Raw genomic sequence first — 13,641 nt, 5'->3', positions numbered from 1 at the left:
CGGGCATGCGGAATCAGTCGGCAGCATCCTGAGTCGTCAATGCGTTGAATTTCGGACCGGTCACCAGCAGGTTGTTCGGCAGACCGGCCTGAATCGTCTCCATGGTACTGCCGAACAGGGCCTTGATCGGTCCATGGCCGTAGGCGCCGAGCACCACCAGCGCGTCGTGTGGAACCTGGTTGAGATGATCGCCGATCCGCCCGGACGAAAAAACGTGCCAGTTCTCCCGTTGAATTTTATCCGCCAGCCCCTGCTGTTCCAGGTGAGCTGAAAGCTCTTTCCGATCTCCCAGGCTGAAAATTCTCAGTTCCACGTTGCAGCGTTGCTGAATCTTCAGTGCCAGTCGCAGCGCCCCGGCGGCAGCGTCGGAACCGCCGTAGAGGACCGCCAGGCGTGTCCAGGGCTTGTAGACCGGGGAGGGGATGAGGATCGGAAAGGGGGCGGTCTGCAGGATGCGCCGCACCTTCGAGCCGATGAAGCCGAGACCGATGCGGCTGGTCTGGTCGCTCATCGATCGCGGACAGGTCATCATGCCGTATCCGGGCGACAGGTCGGGCAGGCCGGTGGCGGTATATTTCTCCGCCTGGAAAAAACGGGTTGTCAGCGTCGGCCCCAGCTGCAGCATCGCTTCGGCATTCTCTTGTGCCGTTTCCGGCTGGTGCAGGTAGGAACGGTCGAGGTCGACCTGCACCACCTCGTTGTCGAAATAGAAGAGGAATTTTTTATCCTTCGGCAGGTAGATATCGAGCGGACGCTGCATGCGGCGGCAGGTATAGGCCGATTGCAGCAGGGTTTCGCGACCGAAGGGCGTGTTGCGGAAAACGTGCAGCAGGGGGCGGTTCATCGGGATTACTCCAGTGCTTTCTGGGTTTTGGTGGTCATTTCTTCAGTATTCCTGATGCCGGTGTCCAGGCTTTTTCCCAATTGACTGACGACCAGGTAGACACCGCCGATGAAGAGCAGGAAGGCCAGCAATCGGAAAAAGGTTTTGCGTTTGAATATCGCCAGCAACAGCAGACCCGCCGCCGCGGCGTAGATCACGTAGGGATTGTTTTGCCAGAGCAGGGTGAATTGTTCGGTCAGTGCGTATAAATTCATCGGGTGCGCCTGCAGAGGTCGGGACAGGATGTGTCCGTTCCGCGGATAAAAGAATTCTTGCGGATGGTAACAGAATCAGCCGGTAAAGGCGAGCAGGTAGCCGACGATGGCTGCCAGGCTGGCGATACCGAGCAGGATGACGGAGATGTAGATGAAATCCCCCTGGCGTTTCAGGCGGGTGGCATTGAAGATCAGCCCGGCGATGCTGAAGCCGAAGCCGGCGATGAAGAAATTGAGAGCATAATGGAGCAGGTCACGTTTCCAGTAAAGTCGGCGCTGGATATCATTGACCCGATCGAAATAACCCTGGGTTTCCGGCTTGGCGGCAGCCAGCACCAGCAGCCCGGCGAGCAGGCAGAGCCAGCCAAGCAGCCCGGCGGCGCGCAGGACGTGGAGATTGGGGTCTCGCCCGGAGTTGCGGCGTTCCGGGGTGCCGCGGGGGGTGCGGGGCATGCGGGCCTCCTTGGAATCATCGCTTCAAGTGTAGCAGGTCTCCGGTCTTTGGGGGGACGCAGCGCTGAAGTTTCAGATTTTCAAGCCGTAGAGGTACTGACCGCAACATCCCTCGGGAAAGCAGGCCACGTCCGGCAGGTGCCCCCAACGTTCGAAATGGAATTTTTCCAGCAGTCTGCGGCTCGGCCGGTTGACGTCCATCAGGATGGCAATCAGGGTGTGGAAATTCTGCTGCCGGGCCGTGTGGATCGCCTGCTTGAGCAATTGCCCGGCCAGCCCCCGGCCGCGGGCCTGCCGGTCGAGGTAGTAGCTGACTTCGGCAACGCCGGCCAGGGCCCTGCGTCCCGGGCGGTAGGGGCTGAGGCTGCACCAGCCGAGGATGGTTCCGTTCTCTTCGGCGAGCAGGATCGGGTAGCGGCCGGCGCTGTGCTGTTCGAGCCAGCCCCGTCGACTGTCCAGGGTCGCCGGCTCGGTATCGGCGGTACAGAAGGATTCTTCGACCGCCTGGTTGTAAATCGCGAGGATGGTCGGCCAGTCATGTTGTTCGGCATTGCGAAAGTTCATCGGACGCTCACCATGGATGGATTTCGACAAATCCTCGGCCAAAACGGGGGAAAAATCAACCGCTGAATGTCTCCACGGTCGCCAGTTTCTCCGGTCTCGAAACTTGACACCGAAGCCCGACTCAATTACAAGGAAGTTTCCCTGAATTTACTATCACCAAACGAAAGGTGCATGGAATGAAAGTTACGACCCGTTTCGCGTTCTGTATCGTTTTTCTCGCCCTGGCCCTGACCGGCTGCAACAAGCAGGAAGAGGCCGCTTCGACGAAGACGGCTGAGAAACCCGCGCCGCAGGCGGCGGAAAAGCAGGTCAAGGCCGGTTTTGTCTATGTCGGCCCGGTCGGCGACGGCGGCTGGACCTATGCCCACGACCAGGGCAGGAAGGCGATGGAAAAGCTTCCCTTCGTCGAACCTTCAATCTTCCTCGAATCGGTCCATGAAGGGGCTGAGGCTACGCGGGCCATTACCGGCCTGGTGAACAAGGGCTGCAACCTGGTCTTCACCACCAGTTTCGGTTTCATGGATGCAACCCTGGAGGTGGCGAAGAAGCATCCCGATACGGTTTTCATGCACTGTTCGGGTTACAAGACCGCTGACAATGTCGGCACCTATTTCGGTCGCATGTATCAGCCGCGCTACCTCTCCGGCATCATCGCCGGCAAGATGACCAAGTCGAATGTCATCGGTTATGTCGGTGCCTTCCCGATTCCCGAGGTGATCCGCGGTATCAACGCCTTCGCTCTCGGCGTGCGCAGTGTCAATCCCAAGGCCGTGGTGAAGGTGGTCTGGACCCAGACCTGGTTTGATCCCGGCGTCGAGCGGGATGCCGCCGACAGCCTGCTTGATGTCGGCGCCGATGTGCTGACCATGCACCAGGATGCTCCGGCCACCCTGCAGGCCGCCGAGGCCCGCGGCGCCTATGTCATCGGCTACAACTCCGACATGCGCAAGTTCGCCCCGAACTCTTTTCTGACCGCGCCGGTCTGGAACTGGGGCGCGCTTTACACCAAGGTTGCCGCTGAGGTGAAGGACGGCACCTGGAAATCGCGGCAGATCTGGTGGGGGATGGACAAGGACCTGGTGCGCCTGGCGCCGCTGAGTGACAAGGTTCCGGCCGACGTCAAGGCCCTGGTCAAGGAGAAGACCGCCGCGATCGTTGCCGGTACCCTGAAACCGTTTGCCGGGCCGATCAGCGACCAGGACGGCAAGGAGGTGGTGGCGGCGGGGGCCGTCATCGCCGACGCTGATCTGCTGGGGATGAATTATTTTGTTGCCGGGGTCCAGGGAACGATCCCGAAATAACCTGCCTGGCATTTTTGCCGCCAAGACGCCAGGAGCGCTAAGAAAACCTTTTTCAACGGAGAGTCGCGGAGAGGGAGAGAACGCAGAGAAAACAAAAGGCTGTTTTTGGTTTTAACTCCAAAAGATTTTCTCTCCATCTCAGCCCCTCTCCGCCTCTGCGTTAATAATGTATTTTTGACCTTCTTGGCGCACTTGGCGGCCCGGGGGGTTCCCCTGTCATTCATTACGGTAAACATGCCCGACCTGCTGCAGATCGAACATATCCGCAAGACCTTCCCCGGGGTGGTGGCGCTCGACAGCGTCTCCTTTTCGGTCGCGCCGGGGGAGATCCATACCCTGCTGGGAGAGAACGGCGCCGGCAAGAGCACCCTGATGAACATCCTCACCGGGCTTTACCGGCCCGATCGCGGGCGGATGCTGTTTGCCGGCCGCGAGGTGCGCTTTGCCAGTCCGCGCGCTTCGCTGGCCTGCGGCATCGGCATGGTCCACCAGCATTTCATGCTGGTTCCGGCCCACAGTGTGTTCGAGAATATTCTCCTGGCTCTTGACGGGGTGCCGGGTTTCTTTTCCCGGCGCCGGTTCCGGGCACGCATCCAGCAGGTGATCGATGAATTCGACCTCGGCCTCGATCTTGACAGTCCTGTCTGGAAGCTTTCCATCGGCGCCCAGCAATGGATCGAACTGATCAAGCTGCTGATGCGCGACTGCCGGCTGTTGATCCTCGACGAGCCGACGGCGGTACTGACCCCGCAGGAGAGCGAGCGGCTGTTCGCGGTTCTGACCCGGCTCCGGGAGCAGGGCAAAAGCGTGATCTTCATCTCCCACAAGATGCGCGAGGTGATGGAGATCTCCGACCGGGTGACGGTCTTGAAGAAAGGCCGCAGCCTGACCACCCTGGTCCGCGGTGATTTTGACCAGGCCAGGCTGGCGGGGTTGATGATCGGCGACGACCAGGTGCCGCAATGGCAGAAACAAAGCCGGGTCGGGGACGACGTGGTCCTCGATATCCGTGACCTCTCGGTTCGCAACGACCGGGGTCTGGCCGATCTTGACAGTTGCAGCCTGGAACTCAGAAAGGGCGAGATCCTCGGGATCGCCGGGGTGGCCGGCAACGGCCAGAAAGCTCTCGCTGAAGTCCTGACCGGATTGAAGAAAGCGGCTTCAGGGATGATTCTCGCTGCCGGGGAGGATATCACCCACAGCAGCGCCCGCAGTTCCTACATCGCCGGCATCGCCCACATCCCCGAAGATCGCAAGAGTATCGGCATCGCTCCCGATCTGAGTGTCGACGACAACCTGATTCTGAAGAGCTTCAAACAGCCCGGATTCAGGCGCTGGATTTTTCAGGACCGGGCGGCGATACGCCGCAATGCCCGCGAGAAGATCGCGCAGTTCGCCATCAAGGCCGGTCCGGACGGAGCCCCGGTACGCTATCTCTCCGGCGGCAATATCCAGAAGGTGATCATCGCCCGCGAACTTTCCGAGAATCCGGCGGTGCTGGTCGCTCTTTATCCGACCCGCGGACTCGACATCGGCAGCGCCGAGTATGTTCACAAGGTTATGGCGGATGGCGCGGCGCGGGGGATGAGCACCCTGCTGATTTCCGAGGATCTGGACGAACTGCTGAAAATCTGCGATCGCATTGCCGTCATGTTCCGCGGCCGGGTGGTCGGCTGTGTCGATCCGCGGCGGACGACGCGCGAGGCGATCGGGTTGATGATGAGCGGCGAGGAGGTGGCATGAGCCTGCCGCGCTTTCGTACTGAACGGCGTGAACTGAACGCGCCGCTGCTGCGTTTTCTGGCCCCGTTGCTTTCGATCCTGGTGGCCCTGTTTGTAGCCGGTTTCCTGCTGCTGGCCGCCGGGGTCGATCCGGCCGCCGCCTACCTGGAAATTTTCCGCGAATCGGTCGGCTCGGTTTACGGCCTCTCCGAAACCCTGGTCAAGGCGACGCCGCTGATTTTCGCCGGGCTGGGGGTGTCGTTCGCCTTCCGCATGCAGATCTGGAATATCGGCGCCGAAGGGCAGATCTATATCGGCGCCATGGCCGCCAGCGGGGTGGCGCTCTTCTCCGGGATCGAAAACCACCTGCTGATGCTGACCTGCATGCTGGTCGCGGCTTTCGTCTGCGGCGGTCTCTGGGCCGGGGTGGCGGGGCTGCTTCGGGCCCGCTGGCAGGTCAACGAGGTGATCGTCACCCTGCTGATGAATTACATTGCCATTCTCTGGACCGATTACCTGCTGTTCGGCGCCTGGAAGGATCCCAAGGGGTTTAATTTTCCCCTCAGTGCGCAGTTCTCCGACGCGGCCCGTCTCGGTGATTATTTCAATACCCGGCTGCACAGCGGTTTCTTCCTGGCCCTGTTCTGCGCCCTGCTGCTCTACCTGTTGATGGAACGTACCGTCTGGGGATTCGAGGTCAAGGCCATCGGCAGCAATCCGCAGGCGGCGCAATATGCCGGGATGAAAACCGGACCCGCCATCGTCCTGGTCCTCTTCCTGAGCGGCGCGCTGGCCGCTCTTGCCGGATTCAGTGAAGTCGCCGGGCTGCAGCACCGGTTGATCCACGGCATCTCTCCCGGTTACGGCTACACCGCCATCATCATTGCCTGGCTGGCGCGGCGCAGCGCCCTGGGGGTGGTGGTCGTCTCTTTTCTGATGGGCATCCTGCTGGTCGGTGGTGACAGTCTGCAGCTCACTTGGCAGCTGCCGATCGCCTTCATCTATGCCTTCCAGGGGTTGATCCTGTTTTTTCTGCTGGCCGCTGATTTTTTCCTGCAGTACCGCATCCGTCGGGTCGCCGGAGGTGACGCATGATCGATATCCTGCTCGACGCCACGGTCCGTGCCGGCACACCGATCCTGTTCGCCACCCTCGGCGCCCTGATCAGTGAGCGGGCCGGGATCATCAATCTCGGTATCGAGGGGCTGATGCTGATCGGCGCCCTGGCCGGTTTCAGTGCCGCCCATGGCTGCGGCAGCCTGTCGGTCGGTCTGCTGGTCGCCTTTGTCGCCGCCATGGCGGCGGGCGCCATTCACGCTCTGATCTGTGTCCAGTTGCGCGGCAACCAGATTGTCAGCGGCCTGGCACTGACCATGTTCGGTATCGGCATCACCGCCCTGTTCGGGCGCGGTATGGTCGGTCTGACCATCGATGGTTTCAGTCGCATCGCCATTCCCGGCTTATCCCGGCTGCCGCTGGTCGGCAAGGCATTTTTCAACCAGGACGCAATGATTTACAGCAGCTTTCTGCTGGTGGCCGTCATCTGGTTGTTCTTCTACCGCACCCGTTGGGGATTGAACCTGCGCACCGTAGGTGAAAATCCGGCCGCTGCCGATACCTGCGGGGTGCCGGTGGAGCGCTACCGCTTCCTGGCCGTGGCCGTCGGCAGCGGCATCGTCGGTCTCGGTGGTGCCTACCTGAGTATGGCCTACACACCGATGTGGATTGAAAACATGTCGGCCGGCCGCGGCTGGATCGCCGTCGCGCTGGTGATTTTCGCCTGCTGGTCGAGTCCGCGGGCGATGCTCGGGGCCTATCTGTTCGGCGGGATCACCGCTCTGCAGTTGCGCATGCAGGCGATGGGCACCGAGATCAGCGCCCATATTCTGCAGATGCTGCCCTACATCGGCACGATCCTGGTGCTGGTGATCTCGACCCTGCGGTTGCAGAAGGGTGCCGGTCAGCAACCGGAGAGCCTTGGTCTCCCCTATGATCGGGAGGATCGCAAGTGAGACCGACGTTTTTCTGAGGAAAGAGGTTATTCATGTCGGCAAACCTGGTTTTTCTGCTCATGGCGCTGGCTGCCGGAATTTCCATCCCCACCCAGGCGGGTATCAATGCCCAGCTCAACCTTTTCACCCGCTCACCGGTCCTGGCCGCGACCGTCTCCTTCGCCGTCGGCACCCTTACGCTGGTTGTTTACGCCCTGCTCGCCCGAACCCCGTTGCCGAGTCCGGCATCTCTGTCGGGGCATCCCTGGTGGATCTGGACCGGCGGTATCCTCGGCGCTTTTTTTGTCGCTTCGACGGTGGTTCTCGCTCCGCGGCTCGGTGCGAGTACCATGGTGGTGCTGGTTCTGGCCGGTCAGATGATCGCTTCGTTGCTGCTCGATCATTACGGCTGGCTCGGCTACCCGGTCCACCCCGTCAGTGTTGGTCGTATTGCCGGGGTGGCGCTGGTCTGTATCGGGGTGGTGCTGGTGAGATGGTTTTGATGTGAGACGTGAGACGTGAGATGTGAGACGTGAGACGTGAGACGTGAGACGTGAGACGTGAGACGAAGGGGGCTGCCGATTGGCAGCCCCCTTCGTTTTGCTATTGCACCATTTCTCCTTCGACATACCTGACGGTCAATCCGGTCGGTTGACTGCCGATGCTCGGTGCTGCGGGCAGGGTGAGCCCGGCCAGGTCGAGGGCTGTTGCCGCCGTCAGGTCCGGCGGGTTGGCCGGGGCACTGATGGTCGGCAGAATGACGCCGATCTCGGTCGGTTTGACAAAGTAATTGGCGCTGCCGATGGTCAATTCGGTGCCGGCCGGCAGATTGACGATTTTGCCGGCGAGTTCCGGGGTCAGTTCGAATCCGTTCTTTTCCAGTTCCCAGCGCATGTCGGGCAGGCCGTGCATCCAACCGTCATATTCAAGGCTGAAGTTGATAGGCATTCCGTTGACATTCAGGCTGACCGGATCGAAGCGTAACGGGTCATCGAGGTAGACATAGTTGCCGTTGCTGTCCACCAGGTAGGTGACGGCGCCCCATCCCTGGCCGCTGTTGGGATCGGTGTATTCCCAGTTGAACTGGATGTTCTGGGCGACATCGTCACTGGGGTCGTTGGGGGTTCCGTTGGCGCTGTAGGCCATCAGGCCCCACTGTCCCTGGTTGACGAGGCTGTTGTCGCTCGTGTTCTGCAGCTCCATGGTTGCGGTATCAAAGCTGTAGGTACTGCGCGAAGCCGGGTCATCCCAGGGGAAGGCGAAGTAGTCGATACCTGTGAGCAGGGTCGCCGCGTTGTCGGGGGTGACCACCAGCTGCTGCTCCATCTGGACCTGGTAATCGCCGGCGCTACCGGTGACGGCGGTGCGGGTGACGACGAAGTTGACCCCCTTGTTGTTGACGTAGTATTCACGATCAACCGGGAAATCGAAGGGACCGAGGTTGTTCGCGGCGAAGGTCGGGGTCCAGGTCTGCTGGTCGAAGCTGACCAGGTCTTTCTCCTCCCAGCCGCTGGCGCCGCCGGCAAAGTTGCCGGTGTACTCGATGTAGGTCGACCCTCCCATCCAGACATTGAGGCGGTCCTTGTCCGCGGGGGTGAAGGCCTGGCCCATGTTGCCCGCCTGATCCTTCTGGTAGAAACCGCTGCCGTTGTACATCAGCATCATGTTGCTGTTGCTGTTCATGTCCCAGAAGTTGATGTCGACCTGCTTGCGGCCGTTGGGGTCAGAGATCAGGGTGACCAGACCCTGGGTAAAGTCGCTGCAGCTTTCTCCGCCCACGCCGCCGTTGGCGGTTGGATCCCAGAGACACTTGTTCCAGCGGCTGTTCGCGGCGTCGTAGACCAGGTCGAAACTGTCCCCCACCCAGATCTCAACCGGGATTCCCGCCAGCTGGCTGATGTCGGCCGTGGTGAGCAGGCGTTTGGTCAGGGTCCCGTAGAAGGTTTTGGTGGTGTAGCTGGTACCGCTGGTCTGACCGCTGTAATCCTCTTTGGTGACGACGGTGCCGTCGGGGATGAGCCCCTGAGGACTCCAGAGTTGGTGACGTCCCTGCCAGGCACCGTAGAAGCCATACTGCTGCGTGTTGCCGCTGCCGGTGTAGGTGACCGGGAAGCCGAAGTTGCTGGTCGCTTCGATGTCGGCGCCGGTGGTGCCGTCGAAGACCCCGTAGCGGTAGGCGATTTCAACCGGATTTCCGCGGTCCTTGTACCTGGTGACCGTGCTGTTGCTTGAATCGGTCATCTGCAGCGCCAGGGTGTTGGCGTCGTAGGCGTAAGTCACCGGCGGCGCCGGCAGGGTGAAACTCCCGCTGCCGTCATAGCAGGGGCTGTCCTGGGTGCCTGGATCATAGTTCCAGCAGTAGCTCCAGTCACTGATTTCCGCCTTGCCGTAACCGCTGCTGCTGCTTTTGTGCATGATCGCCCGGGTCATGGCCGTGAGGGTGATGGTATTTGACCCGCTCGGTCCGGCGAAGGTGTCGCTCTGCGCCATGTTTTCACTCAGGCGCAGGACTGTTTCACCACCGATCACATCCGCATCGGCGTAAAAACGGCCCGGTGGCGTCTGTCCGGTCATCAATGCATTGATCGACCATTTACCGTAGTCGAGGTAGCTGCCGTCGGAGGCCTGGCTGGGGGCCTGGTAAATCTTTACCTCGACTTCGACCGGGTCCGTGTCACTGACAACCCAGACATGCACCAGGTTGACCGGCTGACCATTCTCAGTCGTCAGTCGGGAGTCGACGATCCATTCCTCCAGATCCTTGGTCGTCTTGCCGTCCTGTTCGTCGTACCAGGCAACCATGCTTTTATAGGGACCGGAGCCGACATTGGCCGGATCGGCATAATGGGTCTGGGCCATGGAATTGAGAATGGTTTCGATGATGCCGAACACCTCCAGGGTCGGTTCGTCGACATAGCGGGCGACCGGGGTTGTCCGGTAATCGGAGTCGGCGGGCAGATTTGCGGCCGAGGTTGCCAGGGTGCGGATGCTTCCCGCCAGACTCAGGGTTCCGGCTGACGTTCCGGTTGACACGGCAGAGATTTCAGTCGGCAGGCCGATGCCGGCGGTTGTGACACTGCTGCCGGTGGTTGAATCGCTTCCCCCGCAGCCGCCGAGGAGAATTGTCAGGGCAATCAGGATTGCCGGTGCCAGAGAACAGGATATGCGTTTGAAAGTTGTCATGATGCCTCCTTCGGTTTCCTGGCGAAAAAAGGAACCCGTCGGTTGATTGATGATGAATCACGCTTCGGGAAGATAAGCTTTTTTCGACCGGAACGGAGGGTGACTTTAGAAGAAAGAGCGGGCGGGCAGGCCGGCGAGTGATGGGGGCAGGTCTGGGGTTGGAAGACTTCGGAAGGCGGAGAGGAGGGCAGGGGGGTGTCGGTCCCCGCCCCCCCTCGGCTGTTGACGGAACTCTGCTTTCAGCCCTTCTCCCGGCCTGCTTCGAGAATATCCATCTCGGCGCGGACGTAGGCGCGGCCCTGTTCACGGACCTGGTCAATGTATCTCTTGGCTTCCGGGCCGGCTTTGCGTCGTTTCGGGCCTTCCGGAACATCCTGAAGCAGGTACAGTTTCAGTTGATGTTTTTTGCTCCAGATGATTGGCGCGATCAGGGCTGTCGCCAGGGCCAGCAGGCCAATCGCGAAACGCAACGGGACGGGGATGGGCAGCTTGACCCAGACCACCAGGTTGAGCAGGGTGATGGCAATCCAGAAGATCATTTTTCCCTGTCTGACCGCTTTGCGGCTCTGCTCTCGCTGCTCGCGAATCAGTTTTGAAGTCAGAGCCTTGCCGTCGGTGAGCGCGGTTCTGACCATCTGGTGAACCGGGGTGTGCAGATCGGCCATAACGGTAATCCTCCTGTTTTTTTCCGGCCCGGATATTAGCACAGGATGATTCTGGATTCGAGGGTCTTGCCGGCGGAATTGTCCATCCCGCATTGTTGTTTCCGGTCGGCCCGGTACGGCCGGGATCGGGGTTTTTTCTTGAAGAATATTCCACATCTTGACGTGGATTATTCTTCAGCGACAGGGGCGTCAGCGTGGCGGAAGTGCTGATTGCGGCATTTCCCGGTTGGTGTTCAATTTGCATTTCAAAAGAATTGTTGGCCTGAAACCCTGTTGAGCCACCCGTCGGGAGCTGCTGATGAAACGTTCAGTCGCCGGAATTCTCTTCACCTTGATACTGCTGCCCGTCTTTGCCGAGGCTTTTGAAATCAGTTCGATCGCTCCGAGTCGTGGTGAACCGGGGACCGAAATTACCGTGACCGGCGGCCCTTTTTCCCGCCTGACCCGGGTCCGGCTGGGAGAGAAAACGGTTCCCGTCCATGATGTGAACTCACGCATATTGCGTTTTTTTCTGCCTGATGTGCAGCCGGGAGAGTACGTGCTGTCGCTGGAACATGTCGGCGAAGAAATCTCTCTGACGCAATTCATCGAAATTCTTGAACCGACACCGCTGATCGGCAACATCTCGCCCCGGAATATCGATGCCTGCGGAACTGCTGAAGAACAATCCGTCCAGGTCGATGGACGGTTTTTTCTGGACGGGGCAAGTCTGCTTTTCGATGGTGTTTCGGTTCCCATGGAGAGGGTTGATTCGGGACAGATCCGTTTTTTTATTCCTTCGACGATGAGGTCGGGTGTTCACGGTATTCAGGTGCGGAATCCCAGCGGAAAGACCTCGTTGCCGCATTCCCTGTGGGTCAATGATATCCCCTCAATTGACAGCATTGAGCGGGGAGAGGATTATGTGAATCATTTCGAAATTATCATTCATGGACGAAACTTCTATTTCAACTCGATTCTCAGCGTAACCCAGCCGAACAGTCGGGCTCCTGAATCTGACCATCGTTCCAGAATCATCTATAGCGATGCCAGGGGATTCGGCAGCAACCCCGGAAGTGTCCAGCAAACGTCTGATCGGCTGGTTTTTCGTGACTGTCGAACCCTGATCTATGAACGCTATCCGTCCAGCAGTCAGGTGCGGGATCTGTTTTTTCAAGTGATCAATCCCGATGGGAAAAAATCGGAGCCGTTCGGTATCTCTCTTCCCTGATCCGGGGGATACCAATGTCGGCGGGGGAGGGGGCTGCTCTCCTGCTCAGAGAACCAGTTTGCGGGCAAGTTTACGGGCCCGGCGTCTTGTTATGCCGGATAAAGACGGATTTTTTCTGTTGACCAGGCCGACCCAGAGGATGCCGACCGGTCTGGCGCCGATCATGCGGGAGAGCTTTTTCAGCGCGGCGGGGGCTCCTGAAAAATGTCGTCCGAGCCAGGCTGGGGCGGCAGACGCTGAAATCAGCAGTGCTTTTTTCGTGGGCCGGTGCTTCCTGATCTTCGGGGCCGGCGTGTCCCAGGGCCAATAGGCGAAACAGATGCAGCGTTCCATGAAGGCGCGGGTCAGGGCATTGATATTGCCGAAATTTACCGGTGCTCCGAGGACAAGGCAGTCGGCGGTTTCAATGGCGGCAAGGATGGCGTCCATGTCATCATCCAGCGGGCATTTTCCGCGTACACTCCCCTGTTTCTGCAGACAGGCGCGGCAGTTTGCGCAAAACTCAATGTGCTGTTCCCGAAGATAGATTGTTTCCGTCTTCAGCCCCGACTCTTCCAGAGACGTCATGATTTCACCGACGACGCTATCGATGGTTCCGCCTTGACGATAGCTGCCGATAATAGCGAGGGCTTTTTGGTCTTCAGCCATGTCCCCGTCCCGTTTCAAGTCTGTTCCGCAAGTATCGTTTCATAGATCGTTTTAGCTTTTTTCAGAAAATCATGCATATCTCCGGGGGTCACGGTTTTATTACTGTGGTACAGGTTCATCCAGCCATTTTTACAAACAATATGCCATCCCCGTGAATGTTTTTTTGAAAGAATCCGGATGGTGTTTTCGTTAAATAATCTCTTAACCGTTTGTTCATTGTTGGAGTACAGAAGATAGTTGTCAGAAAAGTCGCCATTGTCGATGACGTCGATTTTTCTGTATTCAGGATTTAAGGAACTATAATTCGATGCAATATCTATTGCGTATTTATGTATGCGTGAAATCCTGTCTATTGGTGTTAATAAAAAATCACAATGAATGTCGTCTGGTAAAGGAAAGGCCAACGCAGTTATAATATTTGTTCTTCCTTTGCTGTAGGTTGACATGTAGTCAAACATGACGAATTCAATATTGTCGAAATATCCATTTATAATATTTCGTATTTGTAAAAATCTTTCATGTTTCCCCTGTGGTGCGAGGAGAAAAAAATCCGGGATATCATCAAGCTTTTTAACGTTGTTTTTGTCATTTGCAATGTAACCAAAAGCCTGAGCCTCTTTTCGAACAGCTTTTTCTCGTTTCAGGTTCTTTGTACCTAAAATAACGCCTATTGTTGCAATGATTAAAAAGGGTGCCAGGATAATGACCCATTGATGATTCGAGATAAAGTCCATTTTGAATCCTTTTTTTGGTCAGAGGCGCATGGGCGGGGCAGGAGCTCACAGGGGTGTTTTTCGGGGTGAGGGC

The 13,641-nt window shown here is 58.6% G+C and carries 14 protein-coding genes; 6 read left to right on the top strand and 8 right to left on the bottom strand.

The annotated features are described in order from the left end of the window. Window positions 1-13: 13 nt before the first annotated feature. From B5V00_RS02610 to B5V00_RS02595, 4 genes are all read right to left on the bottom strand, one after another. Window positions 14-844, bottom strand: a complete 831-nt coding sequence (locus B5V00_RS02610; RefSeq protein ID WP_085009201.1) for a hypothetical protein — start codon at window positions 842-844, stop codon at window positions 14-16. A gap of 5 nt (window positions 845-849) precedes the next feature. Then, window positions 850-1,098, bottom strand: coding sequence for a hypothetical protein (locus B5V00_RS02605; protein ID WP_085009200.1), 249 nt, complete (start codon window positions 1,096-1,098; stop codon window positions 850-852). 75 nt (window positions 1,099-1,173) lie between these two features. Next, window positions 1,174-1,551, bottom strand: coding sequence for a hypothetical protein (locus B5V00_RS02600; RefSeq protein WP_085009199.1), 378 nt, complete (start codon window positions 1,549-1,551; stop codon window positions 1,174-1,176). A gap of 72 nt (window positions 1,552-1,623) precedes the next feature. Beyond that, window positions 1,624-2,115 (bottom strand): GNAT family N-acetyltransferase, encoded by a 492-nt coding sequence (locus B5V00_RS02595; protein ID WP_085009198.1) that lies wholly within the window; start codon window positions 2,113-2,115, stop codon window positions 1,624-1,626. 176 nt (window positions 2,116-2,291) lie between these two features. Here B5V00_RS02595 and B5V00_RS02590 point away from each other — a divergent pair, with 176 nt between their 5' ends. The 5 genes from B5V00_RS02590 (at window position 2,292) to B5V00_RS02570 (ending at window position 7,631) form a co-directional block, all read left to right on the top strand. Further along, window positions 2,292-3,416, top strand: a complete 1,125-nt coding sequence (locus tag B5V00_RS02590) for a BMP family ABC transporter substrate-binding protein (RefSeq protein WP_085009197.1) — start codon at window positions 2,292-2,294, stop codon at window positions 3,414-3,416. Between the two features lie 234 nt (window positions 3,417-3,650). Further along, on the top strand, window positions 3,651-5,159 hold the full coding sequence (locus B5V00_RS02585; protein ID WP_085009196.1) for an ABC transporter ATP-binding protein: 1,509 nt from the start codon (window positions 3,651-3,653) through the stop codon (window positions 5,157-5,159). Further along, a complete protein-coding gene (locus B5V00_RS02580; RefSeq protein WP_085009195.1) occupies window positions 5,156-6,232 on the top strand; it encodes an ABC transporter permease in 1,077 nt (358 codons plus the stop codon). The genes B5V00_RS02585 and B5V00_RS02580 overlap by 4 nt, the downstream gene beginning before the upstream one ends. Beyond that, window positions 6,229-7,149 carry an ABC transporter permease gene (locus tag B5V00_RS02575; RefSeq protein ID WP_085009194.1) on the top strand — a complete coding sequence of 307 codons (921 nt, stop codon included), beginning with the start codon at window positions 6,229-6,231 and terminating at the stop codon, window positions 7,147-7,149. The genes B5V00_RS02580 and B5V00_RS02575 overlap by 4 nt, the downstream gene beginning before the upstream one ends. Window positions 7,150-7,181: 32 nt before the next feature. Next, a complete protein-coding gene (locus tag B5V00_RS02570; RefSeq protein WP_085009193.1) occupies window positions 7,182-7,631 on the top strand; it encodes a DMT family transporter in 450 nt (149 codons plus the stop codon). Window positions 7,632-7,731: 100 nt separating this feature from the next. Here the strand turns inward: B5V00_RS02570 and B5V00_RS02565 are convergent, their stop codons facing one another. Both B5V00_RS02565 and B5V00_RS02560 read right to left on the bottom strand, forming a co-directional pair. Continuing rightward, on the bottom strand, window positions 7,732-10,311 hold the full coding sequence (locus B5V00_RS02565) for a hypothetical protein (RefSeq protein ID WP_085009192.1): 2,580 nt from the start codon (window positions 10,309-10,311) through the stop codon (window positions 7,732-7,734). A gap of 239 nt (window positions 10,312-10,550) precedes the next feature. Next, the gene (locus B5V00_RS02560) at window positions 10,551-10,976 is read right to left on the bottom strand and encodes a hypothetical protein (protein ID WP_085009191.1); all 426 of its coding nucleotides are present in this window, start codon (window positions 10,974-10,976) and stop codon (window positions 10,551-10,553) included. Between the two features lie 298 nt (window positions 10,977-11,274). On the opposite strand from B5V00_RS02560, the gene B5V00_RS02555 reads away from it, so the two are divergent. Further along, entirely contained in the window at window positions 11,275-12,186 is a 912-nt protein-coding gene (locus B5V00_RS02555) for an IPT/TIG domain-containing protein (RefSeq protein ID WP_085009190.1), read from the top strand. A 45-nt stretch (window positions 12,187-12,231) separates the two neighbouring features. Here the strand turns inward: B5V00_RS02555 and B5V00_RS02550 are convergent, their stop codons facing one another. Further along, complete coding sequence (locus B5V00_RS02550) at window positions 12,232-12,834, bottom strand: flavodoxin family protein (protein ID WP_085009367.1); 603 nt, start codon at window positions 12,832-12,834, stop codon at window positions 12,232-12,234. A gap of 14 nt (window positions 12,835-12,848) precedes the next feature. Then, window positions 12,849-13,568, bottom strand: coding sequence for a hypothetical protein (locus B5V00_RS02545; protein ID WP_085009189.1), 720 nt, complete (start codon window positions 13,566-13,568; stop codon window positions 12,849-12,851). Between the last annotated feature and the right edge of the window lie 73 nt (window positions 13,569-13,641).

This window comes from Geothermobacter hydrogeniphilus (assembly GCF_002093115.1).
Classification (GTDB): Bacteria; Desulfobacterota; Desulfuromonadia; order Desulfuromonadales; family Geothermobacteraceae; genus Geothermobacter_A; species Geothermobacter_A hydrogeniphilus.
Note: the sequence above shows the minus strand (reverse complement) of the source record. Positions and strands in the feature narration are given on the sequence as shown.

Coding starts and splice junctions, on each gene's coding strand:
- B5V00_RS02575 (WP_085009194.1), top strand. CDS start 6,229: ATGATCGATATCCTGCTCGACGCCACGGTCCGTGCCGGCACACCGATC.
- B5V00_RS02595 (WP_085009198.1), bottom strand. CDS start 2,115: ATGAACTTTCGCAATGCCGAACAACATGACTGGCCGACCATCCTCGCG.
- B5V00_RS02605 (WP_085009200.1), bottom strand. CDS start 1,098: ATGAATTTATACGCACTGACCGAACAATTCACCCTGCTCTGGCAAAAC.
- B5V00_RS02565 (WP_085009192.1), bottom strand. CDS start 10,311: ATGACAACTTTCAAACGCATATCCTGTTCTCTGGCACCGGCAATCCTG.
- B5V00_RS02580 (WP_085009195.1), top strand. CDS start 5,156: ATGAGCCTGCCGCGCTTTCGTACTGAACGGCGTGAACTGAACGCGCCG.
- B5V00_RS02610 (WP_085009201.1), bottom strand. CDS start 844: ATGAACCGCCCCCTGCTGCACGTTTTCCGCAACACGCCCTTCGGTCGC.
- B5V00_RS02600 (WP_085009199.1), bottom strand. CDS start 1,551: ATGCCCCGCACCCCCCGCGGCACCCCGGAACGCCGCAACTCCGGGCGA.
- B5V00_RS02570 (WP_085009193.1), top strand. CDS start 7,182: ATGTCGGCAAACCTGGTTTTTCTGCTCATGGCGCTGGCTGCCGGAATT.
- B5V00_RS02560 (WP_085009191.1), bottom strand. CDS start 10,976: ATGGCCGATCTGCACACCCCGGTTCACCAGATGGTCAGAACCGCGCTC.
- B5V00_RS02550 (WP_085009367.1), bottom strand. CDS start 12,834: ATGGCTGAAGACCAAAAAGCCCTCGCTATTATCGGCAGCTATCGTCAA.
- B5V00_RS02555 (WP_085009190.1), top strand. CDS start 11,275: ATGAAACGTTCAGTCGCCGGAATTCTCTTCACCTTGATACTGCTGCCC.
- B5V00_RS02590 (WP_085009197.1), top strand. CDS start 2,292: ATGAAAGTTACGACCCGTTTCGCGTTCTGTATCGTTTTTCTCGCCCTG.
- B5V00_RS02545 (WP_085009189.1), bottom strand. CDS start 13,568: ATGGACTTTATCTCGAATCATCAATGGGTCATTATCCTGGCACCCTTT.
- B5V00_RS02585 (WP_085009196.1), top strand. CDS start 3,651: ATGCCCGACCTGCTGCAGATCGAACATATCCGCAAGACCTTCCCCGGG.